22 protein-coding genes are annotated in these 24,447 nt (G+C 68.7%); 15 read left to right on the plus strand and 7 right to left on the minus strand.

The annotated features are described in order from the left end of the window. Together BAU06_RS14140 and BAU06_RS14145 are read left to right on the plus strand one after the other, a co-directional pair. Entirely contained in the window at positions 1-2,004 is a 2,004-nt protein-coding gene (locus tag BAU06_RS14140; protein WP_066350166.1) for a SpoIIE family protein phosphatase, read from the plus strand. After that, the gene (locus BAU06_RS14145; RefSeq protein ID WP_082988222.1) at positions 2,004-3,191 is read left to right on the plus strand and encodes an ABC transporter substrate-binding protein; all 1,188 of its coding nucleotides are present in this window, start codon (positions 2,004-2,006) and stop codon (positions 3,189-3,191) included. The genes BAU06_RS14140 and BAU06_RS14145 overlap by 1 nt, the downstream gene beginning before the upstream one ends. A 49-nt stretch (positions 3,192-3,240) precedes the next feature. On the opposite strand, the gene BAU06_RS14150 is transcribed toward BAU06_RS14145, so the two are convergent. After that, positions 3,241-4,728, minus strand: a complete 1,488-nt coding sequence (locus tag BAU06_RS14150; RefSeq protein WP_066350178.1) for a glutamate-cysteine ligase family protein — start codon at positions 4,726-4,728, stop codon at positions 3,241-3,243. Positions 4,729-4,972: 244 nt separating this feature from the next. On the opposite strand from BAU06_RS14150, the gene BAU06_RS14155 reads away from it, so the two are divergent. Further along, positions 4,973-6,781 carry a solute carrier family 23 protein gene (locus BAU06_RS14155; protein ID WP_066350183.1) on the plus strand — a complete coding sequence of 603 codons (1,809 nt, stop codon included), beginning with the start codon at positions 4,973-4,975 and terminating at the stop codon, positions 6,779-6,781. 61 nt (positions 6,782-6,842) lie between these two features. On the opposite strand, the gene BAU06_RS14160 is transcribed toward BAU06_RS14155, so the two are convergent. Next, positions 6,843-7,250: a GFA family protein gene (locus BAU06_RS14160; protein WP_066350190.1), complete on the minus strand. Its 408-nt coding sequence runs from the start codon at positions 7,248-7,250 to the stop codon at positions 6,843-6,845. 233 nt (positions 7,251-7,483) lie between these two features. Here BAU06_RS14160 and BAU06_RS14165 point away from each other — a divergent pair, with 233 nt between their 5' ends. Next, positions 7,484-7,909 carry an organic hydroperoxide resistance protein gene (locus tag BAU06_RS14165; protein WP_066350195.1) on the plus strand — a complete coding sequence of 142 codons (426 nt, stop codon included), beginning with the start codon at positions 7,484-7,486 and terminating at the stop codon, positions 7,907-7,909. 7 nt (positions 7,910-7,916) lie between these two features. On the opposite strand, the gene BAU06_RS14170 is transcribed toward BAU06_RS14165, so the two are convergent. Then, entirely contained in the window at positions 7,917-8,555 is a 639-nt protein-coding gene (locus BAU06_RS14170; RefSeq protein ID WP_066350198.1) for a cysteine dioxygenase family protein, read from the minus strand. Beyond that, positions 8,552-9,508, minus strand: a complete 957-nt coding sequence (locus tag BAU06_RS14175; RefSeq protein ID WP_066350203.1) for a LysR family transcriptional regulator — start codon at positions 9,506-9,508, stop codon at positions 8,552-8,554. Before BAU06_RS14175 ends, BAU06_RS14170 begins: the two co-directional genes overlap by 4 nt. A 213-nt stretch (positions 9,509-9,721) precedes the next feature. Between BAU06_RS14175 and BAU06_RS14180 the strand changes: the two genes are divergently transcribed. From BAU06_RS14180 to BAU06_RS14190, 3 genes are all read left to right on the plus strand, one after another. Continuing rightward, entirely contained in the window at positions 9,722-10,693 is a 972-nt protein-coding gene (locus BAU06_RS14180; protein ID WP_066350210.1) for a Bug family tripartite tricarboxylate transporter substrate binding protein, read from the plus strand. A 34-nt stretch (positions 10,694-10,727) separates the two neighbouring features. Next, on the plus strand, positions 10,728-11,813 hold the full coding sequence (locus BAU06_RS14185; RefSeq protein WP_066350212.1) for a mandelate racemase/muconate lactonizing enzyme family protein: 1,086 nt from the start codon (positions 10,728-10,730) through the stop codon (positions 11,811-11,813). Positions 11,814-12,050: 237 nt separating this feature from the next. After that, positions 12,051-13,610: an ABC transporter substrate-binding protein gene (locus BAU06_RS14190; protein WP_066350216.1), complete on the plus strand. Its 1,560-nt coding sequence runs from the start codon at positions 12,051-12,053 to the stop codon at positions 13,608-13,610. A gap of 40 nt (positions 13,611-13,650) precedes the next feature. Here BAU06_RS14190 and BAU06_RS14195 read toward each other — a convergent pair whose 3' ends face one another. Next, positions 13,651-14,565 (minus strand): LysR substrate-binding domain-containing protein, encoded by a 915-nt coding sequence (locus BAU06_RS14195; protein WP_066350219.1) that lies wholly within the window; start codon positions 14,563-14,565, stop codon positions 13,651-13,653. Between the two features lie 83 nt (positions 14,566-14,648). Here BAU06_RS14195 and BAU06_RS14200 point away from each other — a divergent pair, with 83 nt between their 5' ends. Genes BAU06_RS14200 through BAU06_RS14235 form a run of 8 tightly spaced genes read left to right on the plus strand, consistent with a single transcriptional unit; the run spans position 14,649 to position 22,545 of the window. Continuing rightward, positions 14,649-15,776, plus strand: a complete 1,128-nt coding sequence (locus BAU06_RS14200; protein ID WP_066350228.1) for an NAD(P)/FAD-dependent oxidoreductase — start codon at positions 14,649-14,651, stop codon at positions 15,774-15,776. After that, positions 15,757-16,053: a (2Fe-2S)-binding protein gene (locus BAU06_RS14205; protein ID WP_066350231.1), complete on the plus strand. Its 297-nt coding sequence runs from the start codon at positions 15,757-15,759 to the stop codon at positions 16,051-16,053. Before BAU06_RS14200 ends, BAU06_RS14205 begins: the two co-directional genes overlap by 20 nt. Beyond that, positions 16,050-17,450: an NAD(P)/FAD-dependent oxidoreductase gene (locus tag BAU06_RS14210; protein ID WP_066350237.1), complete on the plus strand. Its 1,401-nt coding sequence runs from the start codon at positions 16,050-16,052 to the stop codon at positions 17,448-17,450. Before BAU06_RS14205 ends, BAU06_RS14210 begins: the two co-directional genes overlap by 4 nt. Beyond that, positions 17,447-18,682: an NAD(P)/FAD-dependent oxidoreductase gene (locus tag BAU06_RS14215; protein WP_082988224.1), complete on the plus strand. Its 1,236-nt coding sequence runs from the start codon at positions 17,447-17,449 to the stop codon at positions 18,680-18,682. The genes BAU06_RS14210 and BAU06_RS14215 overlap by 4 nt, the downstream gene beginning before the upstream one ends. Beyond that, positions 18,679-19,620 (plus strand): ABC transporter permease, encoded by a 942-nt coding sequence (locus tag BAU06_RS14220; protein ID WP_066350247.1) that lies wholly within the window; start codon positions 18,679-18,681, stop codon positions 19,618-19,620. Before BAU06_RS14215 ends, BAU06_RS14220 begins: the two co-directional genes overlap by 4 nt. Next, positions 19,617-20,495 (plus strand): ABC transporter permease, encoded by an 879-nt coding sequence (locus tag BAU06_RS14225; protein WP_066350248.1) that lies wholly within the window; start codon positions 19,617-19,619, stop codon positions 20,493-20,495. The genes BAU06_RS14220 and BAU06_RS14225 overlap by 4 nt, the downstream gene beginning before the upstream one ends. Next, entirely contained in the window at positions 20,492-21,484 is a 993-nt protein-coding gene (locus tag BAU06_RS14230) for an ABC transporter ATP-binding protein (protein WP_066350249.1), read from the plus strand. The genes BAU06_RS14225 and BAU06_RS14230 overlap by 4 nt, the downstream gene beginning before the upstream one ends. Beyond that, the gene (locus tag BAU06_RS14235) at positions 21,481-22,545 is read left to right on the plus strand and encodes an ABC transporter ATP-binding protein (RefSeq protein WP_082993687.1); all 1,065 of its coding nucleotides are present in this window, start codon (positions 21,481-21,483) and stop codon (positions 22,543-22,545) included. The genes BAU06_RS14230 and BAU06_RS14235 overlap by 4 nt, the downstream gene beginning before the upstream one ends. A 72-nt stretch (positions 22,546-22,617) precedes the next feature. Here the strand turns inward: BAU06_RS14235 and BAU06_RS26220 are convergent, their stop codons facing one another. Next, positions 22,618-23,571 carry an RHS repeat-associated core domain-containing protein gene (locus tag BAU06_RS26220; protein ID WP_197509299.1) on the minus strand — a complete coding sequence of 318 codons (954 nt, stop codon included), beginning with the start codon at positions 23,569-23,571 and terminating at the stop codon, positions 22,618-22,620. A gap of 181 nt (positions 23,572-23,752) precedes the next feature. Then, positions 23,753-24,400: an IclR family transcriptional regulator gene (locus BAU06_RS14245; protein WP_066350259.1), complete on the minus strand. Its 648-nt coding sequence runs from the start codon at positions 24,398-24,400 to the stop codon at positions 23,753-23,755. Positions 24,401-24,447: the final 47 nt, after the last annotated feature.

Genomic DNA, 24,447 nt, shown 5'->3' on the forward strand with positions numbered 1-24,447 from the left:
ATGTTTTCGCGTTCCCTGCGCAGCAAGATCTTCCTTCTCGTCGTTGCGATCCTGCTGGTGGTGGCGGCATTCATCATGCTGACCAGCCGCCGCGACGTCACCCGCACCGTGTCGGCCAGCGAGCGCCACGCCGTCAGCAACGTGATGGACCTGGTGCGGCGCGATATCGACGCGCGCTGGGCTTCGCTGCTGGAGGACAAGGTCGACATGGTGCGCAGCGGCCGGCGCCAGCTGCTGGAGACGGGCACCATCGTGGCGTCCGTGCTGGCGGGCTATGCCGACATGGCCGAGCGCGGCGTCGTCACCCCGGGCGCCGCCAAGGGCATGGCCCGCGCGTGGATCGACCACCTGCGGTTCGACCAGCGCCGCTACGCCTTCGTCTACGACGCCAACGGGCAGGTATTGGCCAGCGGCAATCCCTCCATGATCGACCGCGACCTGACCGGCGTCACGGACTTCAAGGGCCGCCCGCTGGCCAGCGCCCTGTACGAGGAAAGCCACAACTCCGGGTACGGCTTCGCCATCTACCGCTGGCCGCCGCGCGCCGGCATGGCCGAAGAGGCCCGCTATGCGTACTTCGGTTATTTCCGTCCCTGGGATTGGGTGATCGCCGTCACCGACAGCGTGCAGGACGTCATCGACCAGGTCGACACCCGCCGCGAGCAGATGCAGAACGCGCTGCGCGACACCCTGGCGCGCCTGACCCTGGCGCGCTCGGGTTTCGTTTTCATCGTCGCGGACGACGATGAACTGATCGTGCCGCCGCCGGCGCGCGCCGCCGCCCTGCTGCAGGCCAATGACGCCCGCAGCGGCAAGCCGCTGCGGGATATGCTGCGCGGCGTGACGGCCGCCTCGTCGACGCAGGTGATCGAATTCGACGCCGGCGACGACGCGTTGCATATCGAGGCCCTGCGCTTCAAGCCGCTGGGCTGGACGGTGGTGGCCGTGGTTCCGGAAAGCGACTTTGCCGCCCCCGCCGCCGCCGTGCTCAACAGGCAGGCCATGATTTTCGCGGCCACGCTGCTGCTGGCGCTGCTCTGCGCATGGCCGGTCTCGGCGCACATCGTGCGGCCCCTGCGTACGCTGACGCGCTACGCGCGCGAACTGCCGCGCCAGGACCTGACGGCCCCTTCCGCCGTCCCCGCCCATATCGCCGGCCTGCCCGCGCGCTATCGCGATGAAGTCGGCCGGCTGGCCTCCTCCTTCCTCTTCATGGACAGGCGGCTGCGGGAGAACGTCTCGCGATTGATGCAGGAAACCACCGCCCGCGAACGCTTCGAGAGCGAGCTGAACATCGCCCGCGCCATCCAGCTGGGCCTCCTGCCCGTGCCGCTGCCGCCGGAAATCCTGGAGCGTGCCGACCTGCACGCCGTCATGCAGCCGGCCAAACAGGTCGGCGGGGACCTGTACGACTATTTCCTGCTATCCAATGGCAAGCTCTGCCTGGCCATCGGCGATGTCTCGGACAAGGGCGTACCGGCCGCGCTGTTCATGGCGGTGACCCGCACGCTGATCCGCGCCACCGCCGAGGACGAAACCGACCCGGCCGCCATCATGTCGCGCGTGAACAACCGCCTGGCGGAGAACAACCCCAATCTGATGTTCGTCACGCTGTTGCTGGGCGTGCTGGACCTGGATACCGGCGAACTGCAGTGGGCGAACGCCGGCCATCCCCCACCGGCGCTGATGGGCGCGGATGGCGCCGTGCGCCTGATGGAAGGCCGCAGCGGCCCCGCCTGCGGCGTGCAGGAAGGCATCGCCTATCACGCGCTGAGCACCCGGCTGGAGTCCGGCGAGACCCTGGTGGGCTATACCGACGGCGTTACCGACGCAACCAATGCACTGGGCGGCCACTATGGCACGCAGCGCATGCTCGATACGCTGGCGCGGCCCGGCGCCAGCGCGACGCGCCTGACCGAACGGCTGCTTGACGACATCCATGCCTACGCCAAGGATGTCGAACAGACCGATGACATCACCCTGATCGTGCTACGCCGTCCATGATGAAACGCCTGCTCTGCCTGACGATCCTGTGCCTGTTCGCCCGAGCGGCGCTCGCCGACACGCCCGCGCCCGCCGCGGCGCCGGCGGCCACCGCCGCGGCCCAGGGCATCGCGGCGGCCAGGGTATTCCCGACCACGCTCAAGCCGCGTCCGGATGGCCGCAAGTGGCGCCTGGGATATTTCGAAAGCGGCGACTACAGCGAGTACCCGCGCACCCTGCGCGTCATCGTCGCCGGCTTGCAGCAACTGGGCTGGCTGACGGTGCCGCCCATCCCGGCGGGCCTGAGCAGCCGCCAGATCTGGCAGTTCCTGGCGGAGAACGCGCACAGCGACGTGCTGGAATTCGTCCCCGACGCCTGGTGGCAACCGGGCAATTTCGACGCCAGCAAGCGGCCCGCCGTGCGGCAGGCCATCCAGGACCGCATCCGCCAGCGCGGCGACATCGATTTGATCATCGCCATGGGCACGCTGGCCGGCCAGGATATGGCAACGCTGGGCGCGCCGGTCCCGACCGTGGTCGCATCCACCAGCGACGCCGTGGGCGCGCACATCGTCAAAAGCGCCGAAGACAGCGGGCTGGACAACCTGCATGCCCGCGTGCAGCCCGAACGCTACCAGCGGCAGGTACGGCTCTTCCGCGATATCGTGCGCTTCAAAACGCTGGGCCTGGTCTACGACGACACGCCGGAGGGCCGCACCTACGCCGCGGTCGATGCCGTCGAACAAGTGGCGCGCGAGCTGCATTTCACCGTGCGCAGCTGCAATGCGCGCGCCAACGGCATCCCGCAGGAGGAAGCCACGCGCAATGTGCTGGCCTGCTATCGCGAAATCGCGCCCCACATAGACGCCGCCTACGTGACCGTCCACCGCGGCATCACGCCGGACAGCGTGGCGGAGGTCGCCGCCATCCTGCGCGACGCCAAGGTGCCGAGTTTCTCCATGCTGGGCTCGGAGGAAGTCCGGAAAGGCATCCTGATGAGCCTGGCCCAGGCCGATTACTCCTATGTCGGCCTGTTCTATGCGGAGACCATCGCGCGCATCTTCAACGGCGCCAGGCCGCGCCAGCTGAACCAGATCTGGGTCGACCCGGCCAAGATCGCCCTGAACCTGGAAACGGCGCGCATCATCGGCTTCGACCCGCCGGTGGACATCCTGCTGGCGGCCGACGAGGTCTACGAGCGCCGCTGACCGCCGGGGCCGATGCGACGGCGCGGGCATCGTGGCCGCGCCGCCGGGATCATTCGTCGCCCAGCCTTAGCGAGCGCCATGCGTACACCGCCCGCAGCTTGCCGTCCACGCTTCCAGCCGTTGCCTGCCATAAGGCCAGCAGGCGGTCCGCGCCCGTCAGGCCGCTTTCCAGCACGTAGTCCGCATAGCCCAGCCAGTGCCGGTCGGCCGCATCCAGGCCGGCGCGCGCGACAGCCAGCACCTCGCCCGCCAGGGCCCGCACGCCGCCGTCATCCAGCGCGGCGCGCACCGCCACCTGCCGCATCCGGCGCAATTCGGCCCATCCCCAGTCGCGGACCAGGGCGGCCGCCGCATCCAGGTTGCGCAGCAGCCCCAGTTGCAGCGCGGACGCCGCCATGGGGGCGCGCATCGCAACGCCGGCGCCGGCCTCCTCGAAAAGCTGCCGGTCCGGAAAGACCGCGCCCGGCGCGCGACCTTCGATATAGCCGTCCACGCCCATGCCGGCATAGAGTTCTTCGATACCGCCGGGACGTCCCCAGGCGGCCAGCAGATCCGCCAGCGGTGGCCTTGCGTCCAGCCGGTAGCGAAAGCGCGCATCCAGGAAATTGGCGAACTGCGAATACTCGAAGTACCCGGCATGGGGCCGCAGCATGACCGGCTCGCCGTTATCGACGCGGCGTCCCGGCCACGACGGGGAACGCAGGAAGCGATCCAGCGAGGGATGGCCGTCCAGGTAAACACTGGTGGCGGACTTGTATGCTTCATCCGGGTCCAGGGGCAGTCCGCGGCTGACGGTGTCCCCGGTGTACATCCAGCGGAAATAGTCGCCCAGGTCCTGGAAAGGACGTTCCGGCAGTTGCTGCAGGCGATGGTCGGCCGCGAACCGCGCATGGCGGAACATGCGGTCCCACAGCATCAGGCGGTTCTCCTTGAGACCCGTCGCGCGGCCGTCCTGCAAGGGACTGTTGGCGAAAAGCGCGATGCTGGCGGGCGCCAGCGCCAGCACGGCGTTCAAGGCGCGCGCCGCATCGGCGATGGGCACGGCGGTGCACGGGCCGTTCTGCGCCTTGGCATCGATTCCCGCGCGATGCAGCCAGCCGCGATGGCCGACGAGCTCCGCGTAGATGGGCCGCGGCAGGCGTATCCGCAGGTAGTGATCCGGATCGAGCGTGGACGCGGGATGTTCGGCGACATTGAGCACCGCGGCGTCTTCCTGGGCCAGCGCGTCGCGCACGTCGCGCAACTCCACCTGGACGGCCTGGGCCAGGCGGTCCAGGCCGCCGGCACTGCCCGGCACCGGCGCGAAGGCCGTTTCCAGCAGGTTGTAGCCGTTGTCGAAGCCGCTGGTCCCCAGCGGCCCACTGGCGCTGACCGCACGGCCCTGCAGCACGGTGAGCCGGATGTCTTCGCCGCGCGCGCGCTTGATGTCGGCCAGCGTCACGGGATAGCGCGCCGTCGCATGACTGGCGCCACTGCCGCGGCGAACCACGGCCATTTCCATTTCCAGGCCCAGCTTGCGGCCCACGGCCTCTTGCATACCCTCTCCTGCCGCCTCGTGCGATGGACGGTATTGTGCCTGCGGATACGGTGCCGCCCTTTCGTCCTAGGCCCGTCATCCGGACGGCGCAGGACGTTCAGCGGCACGGTCCGCCACGGGGCGCGGTATTGTACGGCGCGTGCCGCGCGCGCCTCGCCAAGGCCCCGCCTTTTACTGATAATACGGGCTCAGCCGTCCCCCTCACGCCGATACGGGCCAGCCGCCCAAGGGCCGCGACACACCCATGTCCCTGCGATCGCTCCTGCGCCTGCCGCCCGTCCACGCCAATCGCCGCCCCGCGGACCTGATGTACGCCGCCAACGAGCGTCCGCCCCTGGGCACGCTGCTGGGCCTGGCCGCGCAGCACACCGCCACCGCGCTGGCCTTCGTGGCCTATGTGCTGGCCACCGCCCACATCGCCAACCTGTCGCAGGAAGCCACGCAAAGCCTGGTCACCGCGACCGTGCTGGGCATGGCCATCGCCACCATCCTGCAGGCCTATGGCGGCCGCCTGGGCGCCGGCGCGCTCATCGTCCACCTGCCCGATCCCATCGTCATGATCGCCGCGGCCTCGGTCATCGCGCTGCACGGCGGCGGCGCGCTGGCGGCCATCGGCCTGGCCAACGGCGTGGCCGGCTTGCTGGTGGGCCAGGCCATCCCGCGGCTGCGGGCCTTCTTTCCCCCCACCATCGCCGGCGTGGTGGTCTGCGTGACCGGGATATCGCTGATCGTGCCGGCCTTCCGCCATGCCACCGGCTTCACGCCCGCGAACGCGATCAGCGATTCGCGGCTGATGCTGGACGGCATCGACATCCTGATCAGCTGCACCACGCTGGTGGTGATCGTCGCGATGTCCGTGTGGGGCAACCGGCGCACCAAGCTGTTCGCGCTACTGGCCGGCCTGCTGGCCGGCGTCATCCTGAGCGGCCTGCTGGGCCGGCTGACCGGCGCCGAATTACTGGAAAACGCGCCCGTCTTCGGGCTGCCCGACGTGCCGGTGCCCGAGCTGCACCTGGACCCCGCCGTGCTCGTCGCCGTCGTGCTGCTGGCCATCATGGTGCAGCTCGACACCCTGGGCACCGTGGTCCTTATGAGCAAGATGGATGACGCCGACTGGCGGCGCGCGGACATGCGGCGCGTCAGCGGCGGCATACGAGCGGGTTCGCTTTCCAACATCCTGGCCGGCTTCCTGGGCGGCCTGCCCAGCGGCACATCCTCGGCCAACATCGCGTTGTGCCACATCAGCCGCTCCACCACGCGCTATGCCGGCCTGGCCGCGGGCGGCCTGCTGGCGCTGGTCGCCTTCCTGCCCAAATCCACCGTCGCCCTTACCCTGATTCCCACGCCCGTGGTCGGTGCCGTCGAAACCTATGCGGCGGCCTATCTGATCGTTTCCGGCATAGAGCTGATCGCCTCGCGCGCGATGGACGCGCGCGGCACCTTCATGGTGGGCCTGTCCATGGTGGCGGGTGTCGGCACCATCCTGCTGCCCGACGTCGCCGAACAGGCGCCGGCGTCCTTGCGCATCCTGGCCGAAAGCGGCGTCGTGGTGGCGGGCGTGGTGGCCATCCTGCTGAATCTCCTGTTCCGCCTGGGCGTCTCGCAGCGCGCCCAGCAGACGCTGGCGCCGCTGCCGGAAAGCCCTGGGGGCGGTCCCATGGACCTGGGAACGGCCATCGTCACCTTCGTCGAGGCCCGCGGCGCCCGCTGGGGCGCGCGGCGCGATGCGGTACAGCGCGCGGCGGAGGCCGCGCTGGAAGCCGCGGAGGCCATCATGGCGGCCGGCGGCGACCGGACCGTCACCGCGATCCGCGGCAGCTTCGACGAGTACAACCTGGATATCGAGCTGATACACACCGGCGATGCCCTGCACCTGGGCGTCGCCGCGCCGGCATCGCCGTCCCTGCTGGACACCAGCGACGAGGAATTCCAGGCCGAGCTGGACCGCGCACTGCGCGGCGTATCCACCGTCCTGCTAAGGCGCCTGGCCGACCGCCTGACCACCGGCAAGCGCGACGGCCGCGCCTTCCTGCGTTTGCATTTCGATCACTAGCGACTCAGGGACGAGCCGCGGCGGGCCTTATCGCAGCCGGAATTTTCGCTGGCGACGGCCTTCAGGGCTGCCCTTCCACCGCCGGCACATCGTCCAGCGGCGGCATCCACCCTATGCGGCGCTTGGTCCAGATCTGCCGCGACGGGTAGCCCAACCGGTCGCGCTGGTCCAGCGCCCCCAATCGCAGGGAATAGCTTTTCGGGTTTTCCACCGCGCTGGAATACACAGGCGATCCGCAGTTCTCGCAAAAGGCGTGGACGCGCCGCGCGCCGCTGTCCGCCGTCTTGATGTAGCGGCGCGGCTCTCCCTTGACGATGCGGAAGGTTTCGGCGGGCGCCGGGATATTCACGCGGAAGATGCCGCCGCTCAGGCGCTGGCAGTCGATGCAATGGCAGATGGCCACGGTGGCCGGGTCGACCTCCGCCTGGTAAACGATGGCACCGCAATGGCACTGGCCTTGCACTCTCATGATCGGTCTCCCAACGGCTGGTCCTGGTGGCGTGGCGAAGCGCGGCGGTCTGGCGCGATACCGTTCCGGCGAATCATCATAACCGGCGGACGGAACCGCATAGCCATGTACCGTTTTGTACGCGGCCCGGGGCGGCGACACACTGGCATGCGCGTCGTGCGCCCCCTGCAAACGCCCTGGACACATCGGCGCGGTGTACTGCGCGTACTTGCCACCGACCCCAGGGAGTCAATATGTCTCACTCGCTCGAAACCGTGCTGTACACCGCCCACACCCGAACCACCGGAGGCCGCGAAGGCGCCGGCCGATCCAGCGATGGCGCGCTGGACGTCAAGCTGGGCACGCCCGGCACGGGGCAGCCTGGCACCAACCCGGAACAGCTCTTCGCCGTCGGCTGGTCGGCCTGCTTCATCGGCGCCATGCAACTGGCCAGCCGCAAGCTGGGCATCCGGCTGCCGGACGATACGGCGGTCGATGCCAGCGTGTCGCTGGGCAAAACCGCGGGCGGCGCCCACTATGCCTTGGCGGCCCGCCTGACGGTCACGCTGCCGGGATTGGATGAGGCCGCGAAGCGCCAGCTGGTGGAGGAAGCGCACCAGACCTGCCCGTATTCGCGCGCGACGCGCGGCAATATCGACGTCGAGCTGCGGGTGGCCTAGCAGGGGCTCACCGGCGCGCTTCGATCGCGGCCCGGACGCTGGCGGAGCGGTCCCAGATATTGGGTATCCGCGACGCCGAATACCCGGATACGAAGGGCTTCACGGCCCCCGACGCGGGATCGAACACGCTGCGGCGCACCGCGCCGATATTGGCCCCGTACATGTGCACGCTGATGGACACGCGGTCCGCATGGGCGTTCCGCACCTGGTGGATGTCCCCCTCGGCGGGCGACAGGGCCTCTACCGTGCCCGGCGTCAGCCGCACCGGCGCGCCGGCGGGCACGTAGCCCATGCCGGACGGCGCCTTCTCATAGCGCTGGCTGATCTCTTCGCCGCGCAGCATGCCGACATATCCCCACACCGTATGGTCGTGAACGGGCGTGGCCTGCCCGGGTCCCCATACGAAGCTGACGATGCAGAAACGTTCCAGGGGATCGCAGTGCAGCAGGTATTGCTGGTAGTGCTGCGGATGCGGCACCGTGCAATCGGCGGGCAGCCAGTCGTCCTGGCTGACCAGATCGCGGAACGCCGCCAGCAGCGCGGGCCCCGGCATGCCGGCGGCGCCCGTTTCGTTCGCGCGGCGCGTCGCCCCGGCGATAAAGTCGCGCAATCTGTCCATGCCCGGGGCGTCCACGATGGTGTTCATACGGATCTCCTTTCCCTGCGTTGGCGGGCCGATGGCCCCATGGTAGCAGCCGCGGGCTCGCGCGCCGCCTCGGCCGGATAGAGCGCCTGCACCACCGCCAGGAACTCGCGCAGCAGGCGCGTCTCCGGCCGCGCCTTGGGCGTCGCCAGCACCAGCCGGTTGCGGATGGCGGGCGGGCCGATCTGCGCGGTCTGCAGACGCAGGCGATCGCCGCCGTGCAGCAACATGCTGGCGGGAGCCGCCGTGTAGCCCAGGCCGTCGCTCACCAGTTTGAGCAGCGTCAGCACGACGCCCGCTTCGGCGACGATATTCAATTGCACGCCGCGCGGCCCCAGCACCGAATCCACCTGGGATCGCATGGCGTTCGAGCGGCCCGGCAGCACCATGGGATAGTCCGCCAGCGCGGCCAGCGAGACCCGCTCGGGCAGCGGCGGCGCGCTGGCGGGCCCCACCAGCAGGAAGGTTTCGCGGGTCAGGGTGCGATAGGCCAGCTGCGGCGAAGGCGGCGGGTCGTACAGCAGCGCGACGTCCAGCCGGCCCTGTATCAGCAGTTCGCGCAGATGCAGGCTGATGCCTTCGGAGATGGACACGATGGCGCGCGGCAGCCGCTGGCGCATCCTGGACACCATGGGCGAGGCCATGGACAGCGCCACCTGCGAAGGCAGCCCGACGGCCAGGCGGCCGGCGGGATTGCGGTGCAGGTCGCGCAGGTCGTCGCGCGCCTTGCGGGCGGAATTCAGCATGTCGCGCGCATGGGCCAGCAGGGCCGCGCCCGCTTCCGTGGGAATCGCGCCCCGGCCCGTGCGCACCAGCAGGCGCTGGCCCAGGTCCGCCTCCAGCAGCGCGATCTGGTGGCTGAGCGTGGATTGCACCAGGTTCAGCGCCACGGCCGCCCGTGTAAAGCTCTTCGCGTCCGCGACCGCGACGAAGTAGTTCAGTTGCCGTAGATCCATGCATCCCTCCGGCTGCTCTCCCATCGAAATCGAGCATAACTGATATCGCCGATATGCCGCCTCGGCGGCGCGGCGATGGTCACATAATTCCTGCGCCCCGCTGCCGCGCCGCGCGGACGGCGACGATCCCGTCTCGCCGTTCCCGCCCCGTGGCGGGCGGACGAGACGAAACAAGAGCCCGGCCGCAGTCCGGGCGGATCGAGAGGAGCATCCATGCGCTTGCTTTTGGCCATGCTGGCGACACTATGCGCGGTCTCCGCCGCCGCGGCCGCCGACGCCGACACCTACCCCAACCGCCCCGTGACCATCGTCGTGCCCTACACCGCCGGCGGCGGCGTGGACACCGTCACGCGCATTCTTGCGCCGTTGCTGTCGCAGCGCCTGGGCCAGCCGGTCCTGATCGAGAATCGCGCCGGGGTATCCGGCATGGTGGGCTCGCAGATGGTCGCGCGCGCCAAGCCCGACGGCTATACGCTGCTGGCCGGCAACACGACCACCAACGTGTCCAACCTGTTCGTCTACAAGCAGCTGCCATATGACCCGCGCAAGGACTTCACGCCCATCGTCATGGTCGACCGCGGGCCTTGCGTGCTGGTGGTTCCGCCGGACAGCAAGTTCAACTCCGTGCAGGACATCATCCAGGAATTGAAAACCCAGCCGCCCGATACGCTGAACTACGGCACCAGCGGCAACGGCAGCTTCCATCACATGTCGGCGGCGCTGTTCATGAGCATGACGCACACCCACATGCGGCAGATCGCCTACAAGGGCAGTCCCAACGTCATGACCGACCTGATGGGCAAGCGCCTGGATATGGCCTTCGAAGTCATCCCCGTGGCCGAGCCCCTGATCAAGGCCGGCCGCCTGAAAGCGCTGGCCGTCACCAGCAAGACCGAGATGACCGCCCTGCCCGGCGTGCGGCCGGTGGCAGACCTGGGACTGCCCGGCTTCGAGATGGTCGCCTGGAAGGGCATCTTCGCCCCGGCCGGCACGCCGGCGCCCATCGCCGAACGTCTCGGGCAGGCGCTGTCCGCGATCGTCCAGCTGCCCGATGTGCGCAAGCGCCTGGAAGCCTTGGGCGTGATCGCCGACGGCCGCCGCAACGAGGCCTTCGGCAAGGTCGTCCAGGCCGATATCGCCTACTGGGGCCCCATCCTGCGCGATGCCGGCGTCGTTCCCGAATAGCCCGCTTCCCCCTCGTACGCAACCGTAGCGACTCATGAAAGTCACCGAACTGAAGCTGCAAGTGGTCAGCGTCCCGCTGCCCACGCCCATCCCCAGCGCGCGCATCGTCATCCGGACGGCCGACTGCGTGCTCGTCACGCTGCATACCGACGAGGGCGCGACCGGCGAAGGCATGGTCTTCACGCTCAACGGCCACCGGCTGCCCGTCCTGCACGAAACCCTGCGCAGCCTGGAGCCGCTGGTACTGGGGCTGGACCCGGCCATGAGCGGCGCCTTCTGGTCCCGCGCCTGGTCCGACATCGCCTTCCTGGGCCATCGCGGCGCGACCGTGGTGGGCCTGTCGGGCATCGATATGGCGCTGTGGGACTTGCGCGGCAAACAGGCCGGGCTGAACGTCGGCCGCCTGATCGGCGCCTGCCGCGACACGCTGCCGATCTACCGCAGCGGCAGCCTGCGCCTGTCGTCCTCCATCGACCAACTGCAGGCGGAAGCCGCCGGTTTCGTGAAGGACGGCTATCGCGCCATGAAGATGTCGCTGGGCAAGCCCGCCATCCAGGACGATGTGGACCGGGTGCGGGCGGTGCGCGAGGCGATCGGTCCCGGGGTGCGGCTGATGGCCGACTGCAACCAGCAGTTCACGCCAGACCGGGCCATCCGCCTGGGCCGGCGGCTGGAAGAATTCGACCTGGGCTGGATAGAGGAGCCCGTGCCCTATCACGACCATGCCGGCGAGGCGGCCGTCGCCGCCGCGCTCGACACGCCCGTGGCAAGCGGCGAAAGCGAATACGCCCGCTTCGGCATGATGGAAATGCTGCAGCGCAAATCCGCCGACATCCTGATGCCCGACCTGCAGCGCATGGGCGGCCCGACGGAGTTCCTGAAAGTGGCGCATGTGGCGGAGGTCTTCAACACGGCGATCTCGCCCCACCTCTTCACCGAAATGAGTCTGTCGCTGGCGGCCGCCCTGCCCAACGCGCTGATCGTCGAGCACATGCCCTGGTTCGGCCCCCTGTACGGCGCCCAGGTCGAACTGGACGCGGACGGCAACGTCAAAGTGCCCACCGCGCCGGGATGGGGGTATGCCTTCGATCCCGCGGCGGTGGCGCGCTTCGCGGTTTGAGGCGGCCGGCCGCGCCCTCCCGCGGCGCGGCCTATTTTTTTGTAACGGCGGCACGTCGGTACTAACCATTACAGGCGGATGAACGCGGCCCCTGCTTCCCAGGGAAGGCCGCGGCCGCCATGCGCACCCTATAACTCCCTGGAATAGGTTTAGTCCTCGGACGACTTTGACGCTATGGCTTGAGCGGGACTACCTTGCGTGGCATCGCGACTCCGCATGCGGCCTCCAAGGGGAATCATGAAACGTCCTGCACTGTCCGTCCTTGCCCTCGCCCTGTTCGCGCTGGGCGCCACCGCCAACCCGCCGGCGCGCGCGGCGGACCGTCCGGAGCTGCGCATCAGCTCCGGCGCCGCCGACAACGCCACGCTGGATCCGCATCGCGCCACCTCCACGGTGGACAAGGGCGTGGTCTCGGAGATGTTCGACGCCCTGGTGCAGTTCCCGCCCGGCAGCGCCGACCCGAAGGCGCTGGAACCCGACCTGGCCACCAGCTGGGAAGCCTCGCCCGACAGCAAGACCTGGACCTTCCACCTGCGCAAGGGCGTGCAGTTCCACGGCGGCTACGGCGAACTCAAGGCCGAGGATGTCGTCTACTCGCTGCAACGCGCGGCCGACCCCAAGCGATCCAGCTTCGCGTCCAGCTTCGACGTGCTGGACAAGGTGGAAGCCGTGGACGACTACACGGTGCGCATCACGCTGAAGTATCCGGACGCCGCCTTCCTGGGCCGCGTCTCGAACTACCACGGCGGCAATATCGTCAGCAAGAAAGCCGCCGAAAAACTGGGCGACAAGTTCGGCGCGGGGCCGATCGGCACCGGGCCCTTCGCCTTCTCCGAGCATGTGACGCAGCAGTACGTCAAGCTGGTCGCCAACGATGCCTACTTCCGCGGCAAGCCCAGGATCGGCGCCATCGTGTACCGCATGATTCCCTCCGACAGCGCGCGCGAGCTCGCCTTCACGTCCGGCGAAATCGACATCATGCAGGGCAAGCGCGAGCAGCGCTGGGTGGAGCGCTCGCAAAAGCGCGGCATGAAGGTCGACATCTTCGATCCCGCGGAATTCCGCACGCTGCACATCAACCGCACCATCAAGCCGCTGGACGACCTGAAGGTACGCCAGGCCATCGCCGCCGCCGTCAACGTCGACGAGATCGTCCGCTATGCCGGCAAGGACGTGGCGGACAAGGGCTGTTCGGTGGTGCCCAACGGCTACCTGGGCGAGGACTGCAGCGCGGGCGCCTACACCCATGACGTGGCCCGGGCCAAGAAGCTGCTGGCCGAGGCAGGCTACCCCAACGGAATCGAGATCAAGTCGGTGGTGTCGAATATCTCGGCGCAGCAGCCCATCATGGAAATCGTCCAGGCCCAGCTCGCCAAGGCCGGCATCAAGCTGGACATGGAGGTCGTTGACCACGCCACCTACCAGGCCAAGAGCCGCAAGGACCAGAGCGCCCTGGTTTTCTATGGCGCGGCGCGCTTCCCGAACGCCGATGCCTACCTGGGCGAGTTCTACGATTCGGCGGCGGCCATCGGCGCGCCGGCCGCCCAGTCGAACTTCTCGCACTGCGCGGTGGCCGATGCCGATATCCGCGCGGCGCGCCAGGAGCCCGATCCCAAGAAGCAGCTGGCGCTGTGGAAGGACGCGCAGGTCAAAATCCATGACGACGTCTGCGCCATCCCGCTGTTCGGCCTGAAGCAGGTCTGGGCCCATGGCGACGGTGTCGACTACGGCTACACGCTGAAGGGGGCGCTGAACCTGCAGCCCCCGGTCACGGAGGCCACCACGGTCAAGCGCTAGGCCGCGCCGGCGCCGGGCCCCAGGCGGACGTCCGGTCCGCCTAGGCCTTGCGCAGATCGCGCGGCACCTGCGCCGCCACGATGCGCGCTTCCTCGACGAAGGTTTCCACCAGCCCCGCATTGCGCGACGCATGCATGCGGCACAGCTGGAAGTGGAATTGCATTTCGGGCTCGAAGCGCCGCAATACCAGTCGATTCTGCAACCCATCGGCAAACAGCGGATGAATCAAGGACACGCCCAGGCCCGCCGCCACGAATTCGCAGGCAGTCGGCGCCGTATTGGTATCCAGCACGACGTTCAGCTCGGCGCCCGCCTGGTCGAAGGCGGCCTGCGCCAGCTGGTGCGTCTGGCTGTCCGCCCCGAAAGCAATGAAGGGCAGTCCGGACAGGTCGCGCGCCCGGATCACGCGCTTGCGCGTCAGCTCATGATTGACCGGCAATGCGCACATCAGCGCGTGCTGGAACATGGGCTCGCGGTCGATATAGGGATTGTCGACGCGGCTGCCCACCAGCGCCACGTCGATCTGCCGCGTCGCCAGCCAATCCGCCAGGAACTGCGAGCCGCGGGTCTGGATGTTGACGCGCACGTCGGGGTGGTGGCGCAGGAAGTTCATGGTCACGCGGCGGATGAAGGATCCCGACAGCGCCGGCAGGACGCCCACGAACAGCGTGCGCTGCTCGTCGCGGCGGATGGAATCGACGGCCTGCTCCACCTGCCGCAGCCCGGTGAAGATGCGGTCGATCTCCTCGTACAGCCGCATACCGTGGAGCGTGGCGGCCAGCTTGCCGCGTACGCGGTCGAACAAATGCAGGCCGGTTTCCGCTTCCAGGTGCGCCAGCAGTTTGCTGACCGCCGGTTGCGAAACCCCCAGCACCGTCGCCGCCTGGCTGACCGTGCCATGCTCGATCACCGCCTTGAAGGCTTCCACCTGCCGCAGATTGAGCGTTCGCGCCATTCCTGTACCCCTATAACCCGGCGGAAATCGCCAGGCCTTTTTCTCGCCAAGCGTTATAGCTTAACCGCGCCGGGAGCGCGTTCATGAAGCGCGACTACGATTTCATCGTCGCCGGTGCCGGCATGGTGGGTTCGGCCATCGCCATGGGCCTGGCCGGCCAGGGACGGCGCGTCCTGCTGCTGGATGGCGCCGATACCGACTACCGCGCCGCCAAGGCCAATTTCGGCCTGGTATGGGTCCAGGGCAAGGGCTACGGCAATGTGGCCTACCAGCGGCTCTCGCATGAAGCGGCACGGCTGTGGCCGGATTTCGCGCGCGACCTGGAACGCGAAACGGGCATCGGCCTGCAATACGAAAACCGCGGCGGCCTGCACTTCTGCCTGGGCGCGAAGGAGTTCGAGGACCGTGCCGCGCAAATGCGCAAGTGGGACGCCAACACGCCGGAACTGCCGGATAGCATCGAGATGCTGGACGCCGGCGCCCTGGCGCGCCGCTTTCCCGGTCTGCGACTGGGCAGTGCCGTGGCCGGCGCCAGCTTCTGCGCCGTGGACGCCCACCTGAATCCCCTGCGCCTGCTGGCAGCGCTGCAGATGGCCACGCTGCGCCGCGGCGGCGTGCTCCTTGGCGGGCGGCCCGTGGACGCCATCGAACCGCAAGCCGGCGGCGGCTTCCAGGTGCGCGCGGGCGGCGAACGCTACGCGTCGGCCAATGTCGTCATCGCCGCGGGGCTGGGATCGCGGGCGCTGGGCGGCATGGTGGGCCTGGACGTGCCGCTGCGCCCGCAGCGCGGCCAGTTGCTGGTCACGGAGCGCTTGGCTCCCCTGCTGCCGCTGCCCGCCAGCGGCGTGCGCCAGACCGGCGAAGGCACGGTGATGATAGGCGTGACCCAGGAAGAAGTAGGCTACGACCTGAACACCACGACCGAGGCGGCCGCGCGCATGAGCCGCAAGGCGCTGCGCGTGCTGCCGGACCTGGCCGCCGCGCGCCTGGTGCGCCACTGGTCCTGCCTGCGCATCATGACTCCCGACGGCCGGCCGGTGTATGCCGGATCGGCCCAGTACTCCGGCGCGTGGACCGCGCTATGTCATTCCGGCGTCACGCTGGCTTCCTTCCATGCCGGGCCGCTGGCCCGTGCCCTGGATGGCGGCGCGCTGCCGGCCACTCTGGATGCATTCCACCATGAGCGCTTCGATGTTTCGCAAGCTGCATGAACCCGTCGCGCAGGCGCTGACGGTATACATCGACGGCACGGCCGTCGCCGCGGAGGCCGGGGAAACCGTGGCCGCCGTATTGCTGCGGCAGGAGACCGCGGCCACGCGCACCACGCCCGTCCAGGAAAGCCCGCGCGCGCCGTATTGCATGATGGGCGTGTGCTTCGACTGCCTGGCCATCGTCGACGGCGTGGCCTCCACGCAGACCTGCCTGGTCACCGTGCAGGAAGGCATGCGCGTACAGCGCCAGTTCGGCAAGCGGAGCGTACTGCCATGATGCGCGAATTCGATGTAGTCATCGTGGGCGCGGGCCCGGCCGGCATGAGCGCGGCCATCCGCCTGCGCGCCCATGGCCTGAACGTGCTGGTGGTGGACGAGCAGCCGGCCCCCGGCGGGCAGATCTGGCGCGCCGTGGAAACCGTTGCCGCGACACCGGTGGGCGAGGTACTGGGCGACGAATACCGCGCCGGCGCGACCCTGGCCGAGTCCTTCCGCCGCTGCGGCGCGGTGTACGAACCGGGCACCCAGGTCTGGCAGATCGAGCCGGATTGGCACGTGTACATGACGCGCGCCGGCCGCGCGGAAGTGGTGCGCGCCGCCCAGGTGCTGCTGGCCACCGGTGCCCAGGAGCGTCCCAATCCCTTCCCGGGCTGGACGCTGCCGGGCGTGCTGACCGTGGGCGCCGCCCAGATACTGTTGAAGACCTCCCGCCAGGTGCCGGCGCGGCCGGTGTGGGTGGCCGGCAGCGGGCCGCTGGTGCTGCTGTACATGGCGCAGCTGCTGCGTGCCGGCGGCCGCGTCGCCGGCTGGCTGGACACCTCGCCGGCGGGTGGCTGGCGCCGTGCCCTGCCCTATCTGGGCGACGCGTTGCGCCGCGCCGGCGAAGTCGGCAAGGGGCTGGGCTGGCTGCGCGAGCTGCGCCGCGCCGGCGTGCGACGCATCCGCAACGTGCGCGGCTTCCGCGCGCTGGGCGAGGACCGGCTGCGGCAAATCGAATTCACTACCCGGGACGGCCTTACCGAACGCGCGGACGCCCAGGTACTGCTGGCGCACGAAGGCGTCGTGCCCTCCATCCACATGGCCCGCGCCCTGGAGTGCGAGCTCGCGTGGAACCCGCGGCAGGCCTGCCTGGCGCCGGTCCTGGATGCGTGGGGGCAGACCAACCGCCCGGGCGTCTACATCGCCGGCGACGGCGCCGGCATCGGCGGCGCGACGGCGGCCACCGCGCGTGGCGAGATCGCGGCCCTGGGCATGGCGCTGCGCGCCGGCAAACTGGACCAGGGCTCGGCCGCCGCGGCGGCCGGGCCGCTGCGCCGCGCGCTGGACGATATGCTCAGGCTGCGGCCGATGCTGGATGCCATGTATCCCCCGCGTCCCGGCGTCTTTTCGCCCTCGGACGACACCATCGTCTGCCGCTGCGAGGAACTGACGGCCGGCGATATCCGCAAGGCCGCCGACCTGGGCCAGCCGGGCCCCAACCAGATAAAGTCCTTCACGCGCGCCGGCATGGGCCCCTGCCAGGGACGGCAATGCGGCTACACCATCGCGCACATCCTGGCGGAGAAACAGCACCGGTCCGTCGCGGAAGTGGGGTTCTACCGCATCCGGCCGCCGCTGAAGCCGCTGACGCTGGGCGAACTGGCCAGCCTGGACATCGCCGAGGACGCGCAATGAGCCATCGCCCCTACGATGCCGTCGTCATCGGCGGCGGCCTGCACGGCCTGTCGGCGGCCCTGCACCTGGCGCGCGGCGGGGCCCGCGTGGTCGTGGTCGAAAAGCACTGGGTGGGCCGGCACGCCTCGGGCGCCACCGCGGCCGGCGTACGCACGCTCAACCGCGACCTGCGCGAACTGGACCTGTCGCTGGAAGCCATGGACATGTGGCACGGCATGGCGGGCCTGGTCGGCGACGACTGCGGTTTCCATGCCAACGGACAAGTCTGCGTGGCGGAAAATCCCGCCGCCCTGGCGCGCCTGCAAACGCGCGTGGACGGCTTGCGCGCGGCGGGCTACACCCACGAGGAAATCATCGGTCCCGATGCGTTGCGCCGCCTGCTGCCCGAATTGAGCCCGCATTGCGTGGGCGCATCCATCGCGCGGCGCGACGGCGCGGCGGACCCGCATCGCGCGCTGCGCGCCTTCCGCCGCAGCGCCCTGGAAGCCGGCGCAGCGCTGGTGGAACACTGCGGCATCGTCGCCCTGGAACGGCGTGGCGCCGATTGGCGCGTGGTGGGCGAAGGCGGCCGCGAGTGGACCGCGCCCGCCGTGGTCAACGCGGCCGGCGCCTGGTCCGCCCGCATCGCCGCCATGGTGGGCGACGTCATCCCCCTGGCCACCAAGTCGTCCATGATGATGGTCAGCGAACGCCTGCGTCCCTTCATCAAGCCCGTCGTGTCCATCATGGGCCGATCCCTGTCCTTCAAGCAATCCGACCAGGGCACGCTGGTGATCGGCGGCGGCCTGCAAGGCATACCGGACCTGGACAAGGAGACCTCCACGGCGCGCATGCGCGTGCTGGCCAAGGGCGCGCGCGCCTCCACCGACCTGTTCCCGGCCGTGCGCGACATCCGCATCGTGCGCGTCTGGGCCGGCCTGGAAGCCAAGACCGACGACCTGCTGCCGGTCGTCTGTCCTTCGCCAAACGCGCCGGGCGTATTCCACGCCTTCGGCTTTTCCGGCCACGGCTTCGAGCTGGTGCCGGTCGTGGGCGCGGCCATGGCCGACCTGGTGCTGCGCGGGCAGACCGCGCGCGCGATCCAGAACCTGGACGCGCGCCGCCTGATGCCCGATATGCCCAAGGACGCCGGTACGCCCTGGGTAAGGGGCGCCGGCGCCCCCGCGCCGGCTGCCGTTCCCCAACCCGCGCGGGAAAACGCCCAGCGCACCGTCCAAAAGGCCGAATCATGACGCGCTACGCCGTCAAACGCCTGCTGCTGGCCATCCCCACCCTGCTGGCGATGCTGACCGCGGTGTTCGTGCTGGTCCGCCTGGTACCGGGCGATCCGGCCGCCGTCATGCTGGGCGACCAGGCCAGCGCCGCCGCGCTGGCGGCGTTGCGCGAGCGGCTGGGCCTGGACCAGCCGCTCCAGATGCAATACCTGCATTTCCTGCGCGACATGCTGTCGGGCAACTTCGGCGTATCGATGGCCTCCGGCCGCACGGTCCTGCAGGAGGTCGCCCTGGTCCTGCCGTGGACGCTGCAGCTGACCGCGGCGGCCATCCTGATCGGCGTCCTGTTCGGCTTGCCGCTGGGCATCTGGGCGGCCTTGCGCCGTAATTCCTGGCCGGACTACCTGGGCCGCGTGCTGTCGCTGACGGGCCTGTCCTTTCCGGCCTTCGTGTCGGCCATCCTGATGCTGCTGGCCTTCGCCATCGAACTGCAATGGTTCCCGGTGATCGGCAGCACCGTAGCGGGCGACTGGAGCGCGCAGCTGCGCGCGCTGGTCCTGCCCGCTTTCAACCTGGGCCTGATCATGACCGCCTACGTCATGCGCGTCACGCGCTCTTCGATGCTGGGCGTTATGGGCGAGGACTATGTGCGCACCGCGCGCGCCAAGGGGGTGCGGCCGCTGCGCCTGATCCTGCGCCACGGCCTGCGCAACGCGCTGATTCCCATCGTCACGGTCGTGGGCCTGTATTTCGGCACCCTGATCGGCAATTCCGTGCTGACGGAGATCGTCTTCAACCGGCCAGGCCTGGGCAAGCTGATCCTGGGTGCCCTGAACACACGCGACTACACCTTGCTGCAAGGCCTGATGGTGGTCTTCGCCGCCTGCGTGATCCTTGTCAACCTGCTGACCGACCTGGTGTACGGGCTGGTCGATCCCCGGGTCAAATACAAATGAGCGCCGTCACCGCCCCCGCTCCCGCCGCCGCCCGTCCCCACGCATTGTGGCTGGCGCTGCGCCGCAACCGCCTGTCCTGGGTGGGCATCGGCCTGCTGCTGCTGATCGCCCTGGTCGCGCTGCTGGCCCCCTGGCTGGCGCCCCACGACCCGCTGCAGCAGAACATCGCCTACCGCCTGGAGCCGCCGTCGGCGGAATTCTGGCTGGGCACCGACAGCTATGGCCGCGACGTGCTGTCGCGCCTGATCTATGGCGCCCGCGTTTCCCTGCTGGTGGGCTTCGTCGCCATCCTGATCGCCATGTGCATCGGCGCCTCGCTGGGCATCCTGGCCGGCTATGTCGGCGGCCTGGTGGACCAGTTCATCATGGGACTGGTGGACGTGCTGTTGTCCTTCCCGACCCTGCTGCTGGGACTGATGGTGGCCGCCATGCTGGGCGCCAGCCTGGAAAATCTGATCATCGCCATCGCGATCACGGAAATCGCGCCCTTCGTGCGCGTGGCGCGGGCGCCCACCATCGCCTTGAAACAACGCGACTTCGTCGAGGCCGGCCGTGCCCTGGGCTACGGGCCGCTGCGCCTGATGGGCGTGCACATCCTGCCGAACATGATTTCCGACGTGGTGGTGCTGGGCTCGCTGTGGATGGCGTCGGCCATCCGCACGGAGGCCTCGCTGAGTTTTATCGGGCTGGGCGTGCCGCCGCCGGCCGCGACCTGGGGCGGCATGATACGCGAGGGCTTCGAGAACATCCTGGACGCCTGGTGGCTGACCGTGTTTCCCAGCGTGGCGATCCTGCTGACCGTGCTGGCCTTGAACCTCCTGGGCGACGCGCTGCGCGACGCCATCGATCCCAAGCTGCGCTCGGAGCACTCATGACGACACAGGATGCCGTACTGGAGCTGCGCGGCCTGCGCACGGAATTCCGCATCGGCGGCGCCTGGCACGCCGCCGTCCGCGACGTCTCGCTTTCGGTCAAGCGCAACGAAACGCTGGCCGTGGTGGGCGAATCGGGCAGCGGCAAGAGCGTGACCGCGCTGTCCATCCTGCGCCTGCTGCCCGCGGCCGGTGCGCGCCACGGCGGCGGCCAGGTACTGCTGGAAGGCAAGGACCTGGCCGCCCTGCCGGAAAAGGAGATGGCGCGCCTGCGCGGCGATGCCATCGCCATGATCTTCCAGGAGCCGATGACCTCGCTGAACCCGACGATGACGGTGGGCGACCAGATCGCGGAAGCCATCCGCCAGCATCGGCGCATTTCCTGGCGCGCGGCGCGCGGACTGGCGCTGCAGGCACTGGAAGAAGTCAAGATCCCGGCGGCGGCCAGCCGCTACGACGACTACCCGCACCAGTTCTCCGGCGGCATGCGCCAGCGGGTGATGATCGCCATGGCGCTGGCCTGCAAGCCCCGCGTCCTGCTGGCCGACGAACCCACCACGGCGCTGGACGTGACCATCCAGGCGCAGATCCTGAGCCTGCTGGCCGACCTGAAAGCCGCCCGCGGCATGGCGGTGGTGTTCATCACCCACAACCTGGGCGTGGTGGCGCAGATCGCCGACCGCGTGGCCGTCATGTACGCCGGCGAGGTCGTCGAGACCGCCGACGTGGATGCGCTGTTCGCGCGCCCCACGCATCCGTACACGGAGGCCCTGCTGCGCGCCATGCCCCGCGTGGATGCCGACGCCGACGCCCTGGATCCCATTCCGGGCGGCGTGCCGGCCATCACCGCCATCCCGCAAGGCTGCGCCTATGCGCCCCGTTGTCCCCTGAAGCAGTCCCGCTGCGAAACCACGCGCCCCCTCCTTGCCACCGTGCAGGGATCGCACCAGGTGCGCTGCCTGGTGCGTGCGCCATCGGAAGGACAGTCATGAGCAAAGGCAAGCAACCCGTGGCGAACGATGTGGACTCCTCCGCGCCCGGCGGGGCTTCGGCAGCGGACGCCGCCCCGCTCCTGCGGGTGCGCGGACTGGTCAAGCATTTCCACAGCGGCGGCGGATTGCTCGGCGGCCGCCGCCAGACGGTCCATGCCGTCAACGGCGTGTCTTTCGACGTGCGGCGCGGCCAGTCGCTGGGCCTGGTGGGGGAATCCGGCTGCGGCAAATCCACCGTGGCGCGCATGCTCCTGCGCCTGATCGAGCACGACGCCGGCAGCATCGTCTTCGACGGGCAGGATGTGGGTGCGGCAAACGGCGCGCGGCTGCGCGCCCTGCGCCAGCGCATGCAGATCGTCTTCCAGGATCCGTATGCTTCGCTGAATCCCCGGCGGACGGTACGGCAGGCCTTGTCCGAACCGCTGCATGTGCATGGCAAGGGGGACGCCGCCTGGATAGACGCCAAGGTATCCCGGACCATCCAGGAAGTGGGCCTGCCGCTATCCGCCCTGGACCGCTACCCGCATGAATTTTCCGGCGGCCAGCGCCAGCGCATCGGCATCGCCCGCGCCCTGGTCCTGGATCCGCAGCTGATCGTGGCCGACGAGCCGGTATCCGCCCTGGACGTGTCCGTGCAGGCGCAGATCCTGCAACTGCTGGAGCGCCTGAAGCGCGAACGCGGCCTGTCCTTCGTATTCGTCTCGCATGACCTGGGCGTGGTCCGCCATTTCTGCGACACCGTCTGCGTCATGTACCTGGGCCGCATCATCGAGCAGGGTCCCACGCGGCAGGTGCTGGATGCCCCACGGCATCCCTATAGCCGCGTGCTGCGCGATTCCTCGCCCGTGCCGGATCCGCGGGCCCGCATCGCCCTGGGCAAGATCGCCGGGGAAATCCCTTCTCCGACCGATCTGCCGCCGGGCTGTACCTTCCATCCGCGCTGCGCGCAGGCGCGGCCGGACTGCTCGGCACGGATACCGGAACTGGAACACCGGTCCGGCGCCGCAGATCGCGCGGTCGCATGTTTCTATCCGCTGACGCCGACGCCCGATCGCGCTTGAGTCACGGCACGGAAGACGTGCAGCACCTCGGGCTCGAAGCATGCCGTGGCTGTAGGCGGGTGCTATTCAGTGTCATGGGGAAGGCGCAGCCTCGATCGCACGCTTAAGATGGCCAGGCAGGGAGAGCTCGAACTCGTTCACGAATTCAGGATTGTGCTGGATCACCCTTGATCCGCGCCTATCCCGAACCGCGACAACGCGACTGAGCGGCGTCTTGCCATGCTCCAGGACGATGCGCTCATCGCCCCAGCCCTCTATTCCTAACTTCCACAAGGCATAGCCATCGGGCGAAGAGATGGTGAAATATTCGAAGCGGAAACCCTCGCCGACGGCATAGGTGGACTCGAAAATAGGTATCGGAAGATAATGTGCTACGTAGGGATCGTTGGGATGCGGATCGTATAGCTTGTTCGTGAACACTATTGTGTTGTCCGGGAAATTCGGATTCCGGGCCTCTATACCGCCAGCCCGGAACACCTCGTCTACCGGTGTGTTCGAGTAGTGCGATGTCAACTTCGGCCTTCCCAGCTTTATCTTGTCCTCTTCCACCATTATCCTTCCCTTGCCCTTGAAACGAGGGTGCCAGGTTTCGACAATAGGCACGTATTTTTTTCCGGACGCGACGGCTGGAGAGACGGCCGTCACCGGCACCGACGCACTGCCGGCAGACGAAGCGGGTACAAGTTCGTGGCTGGTAGACGCAGCCGGTGCGGTCGCCGCCGCGTCGGCCGATACGGCGGCCAAGGAATCGGCGGGCACCGCCCCACGCCGCCTTCGCAACCTGCGCAGGCCTTCGATGATGTCGCTAACGATCGAAGGCATATGGCCGCCAGGATCGCTGCGATTGACCGGGTCGCCCGCGCAATAGGCATAGGCATTGATGCCGCCAGGCCCGAAGGGACTGAGGCTGTCGGGGGCATTGAATCGCATCGAGCCCGGCATATGCCACCGATAGCCATTGCCCAATGGATAGCCCAAGGCAACAGGATCCCGATACGCACCCGTGAAGCCTGCCTTCGTCTTCATCTTCGTGGTCTCCCGCGTCGTGCACTGATCGCGGATCAGGCTAGCGAATCGCCGCCGACGCATGGGTTGAATAAGCGCAGGTTTGTTTTGATTCATTGTCCGCCGCCCGCGATCCGGCCGGGACCGGCGTGGGCGCGGGCCGCGGACAACCGACGGTTAACCTAAGGCTGCGCGGCCGCTTCTAAACCTCTCCCAACCGCATCAGCCTGCGGATCTGCTCGCGCTCCGTGCGCAGGGTAGCGACCAGTTCGGTTTCTATCCGCGCCACGGGGTATTCCTCGTCGTTCACGGACAAGCCCAGCGACAGGCTGCGGGCCGAGCTGGTGAACAGCGGGATCGCCACGGTCGTCACCTTGCGGTCGGGGTACCGCGCGATCGCCCATTGGTCCTCCGGCATGTCCAGCGCCCGATACAGGGCACTGGTATCGGGCATCGAGCTGCCCACCCGCAGGTTCACCACCACGATTTTGCGACGTTCCGAATCCGAGCTGGCGCGGGCGATGACGATGACCTCGTCACGGCCCTTTTCGCCGATATTGACGGTGCCGTTGCAACGGTTGGCCAGTTCCTGCAATGACGACTGGATGAATTCGTTGACCCCGGTATTGGCCAGCGCGGCGAAACCGATTTCCAGCAATTGCGGCGTCAGGGACCACAGCGTCCCTTCCTTGCGCACATAGCCTTCGCCCTGCAGCGTGTTCAGCAGCCGCAGCACGGTGGAATGCGGCAGGTCCACCGCTTTCGACAGCGCGGTAAGGGATTGCCCGGGGCCGCCCCGAAAACCGCGCAGGATGGCTAGACACCTCTGGACCGAGCGATTATCATTCATTTGACCACTGCATGAAATGGTTGTTCATCTAGTGAACATTGTAGCCC

Origin of the sequence: Bordetella bronchialis, from assembly GCF_001676705.1 — a bacterium.
Taxonomy (GTDB): Bacteria; Pseudomonadota; Gammaproteobacteria; order Burkholderiales; family Burkholderiaceae_B; genus Bordetella_C; species Bordetella_C bronchialis.

Coding starts and splice junctions, on each gene's coding strand:
- BAU06_RS14140 (WP_066350166.1), top strand. CDS start 1: ATGTTTTCGCGTTCCCTGCGCAGCAAGATCTTCCTTCTCGTCGTTGCG.
- BAU06_RS14145 (WP_082988222.1), top strand. CDS start 2,004: ATGAAACGCCTGCTCTGCCTGACGATCCTGTGCCTGTTCGCCCGAGCG.
- BAU06_RS14150 (WP_066350178.1), bottom strand. CDS start 4,728: ATGCAAGAGGCCGTGGGCCGCAAGCTGGGCCTGGAAATGGAAATGGCC.
- BAU06_RS14155 (WP_066350183.1), top strand. CDS start 4,973: ATGTCCCTGCGATCGCTCCTGCGCCTGCCGCCCGTCCACGCCAATCGC.
- BAU06_RS14160 (WP_066350190.1), bottom strand. CDS start 7,250: ATGAGAGTGCAAGGCCAGTGCCATTGCGGTGCCATCGTTTACCAGGCG.
- BAU06_RS14165 (WP_066350195.1), top strand. CDS start 7,484: ATGTCTCACTCGCTCGAAACCGTGCTGTACACCGCCCACACCCGAACC.
- BAU06_RS14170 (WP_066350198.1), bottom strand. CDS start 8,555: ATGAACACCATCGTGGACGCCCCGGGCATGGACAGATTGCGCGACTTT.
- BAU06_RS14175 (WP_066350203.1), bottom strand. CDS start 9,508: ATGGATCTACGGCAACTGAACTACTTCGTCGCGGTCGCGGACGCGAAG.
- BAU06_RS14180 (WP_066350210.1), top strand. CDS start 9,722: ATGCGCTTGCTTTTGGCCATGCTGGCGACACTATGCGCGGTCTCCGCC.
- BAU06_RS14185 (WP_066350212.1), top strand. CDS start 10,728: ATGAAAGTCACCGAACTGAAGCTGCAAGTGGTCAGCGTCCCGCTGCCC.
- BAU06_RS14190 (WP_066350216.1), top strand. CDS start 12,051: ATGAAACGTCCTGCACTGTCCGTCCTTGCCCTCGCCCTGTTCGCGCTG.
- BAU06_RS14195 (WP_066350219.1), bottom strand. CDS start 14,565: ATGGCGCGAACGCTCAATCTGCGGCAGGTGGAAGCCTTCAAGGCGGTG.
- BAU06_RS14200 (WP_066350228.1), top strand. CDS start 14,649: ATGAAGCGCGACTACGATTTCATCGTCGCCGGTGCCGGCATGGTGGGT.
- BAU06_RS14205 (WP_066350231.1), top strand. CDS start 15,757: ATGTTTCGCAAGCTGCATGAACCCGTCGCGCAGGCGCTGACGGTATAC.
- BAU06_RS14210 (WP_066350237.1), top strand. CDS start 16,050: ATGATGCGCGAATTCGATGTAGTCATCGTGGGCGCGGGCCCGGCCGGC.
- BAU06_RS14215 (WP_082988224.1), top strand. CDS start 17,447: ATGAGCCATCGCCCCTACGATGCCGTCGTCATCGGCGGCGGCCTGCAC.
- BAU06_RS14220 (WP_066350247.1), top strand. CDS start 18,679: ATGACGCGCTACGCCGTCAAACGCCTGCTGCTGGCCATCCCCACCCTG.
- BAU06_RS14225 (WP_066350248.1), top strand. CDS start 19,617: ATGAGCGCCGTCACCGCCCCCGCTCCCGCCGCCGCCCGTCCCCACGCA.
- BAU06_RS14230 (WP_066350249.1), top strand. CDS start 20,492: ATGACGACACAGGATGCCGTACTGGAGCTGCGCGGCCTGCGCACGGAA.
- BAU06_RS14235 (WP_082993687.1), top strand. CDS start 21,481: ATGAGCAAAGGCAAGCAACCCGTGGCGAACGATGTGGACTCCTCCGCG.
- BAU06_RS26220 (WP_197509299.1), bottom strand. CDS start 23,571: ATGAAGACGAAGGCAGGCTTCACGGGTGCGTATCGGGATCCTGTTGCC.
- BAU06_RS14245 (WP_066350259.1), bottom strand. CDS start 24,400: ATGAATGATAATCGCTCGGTCCAGAGGTGTCTAGCCATCCTGCGCGGT.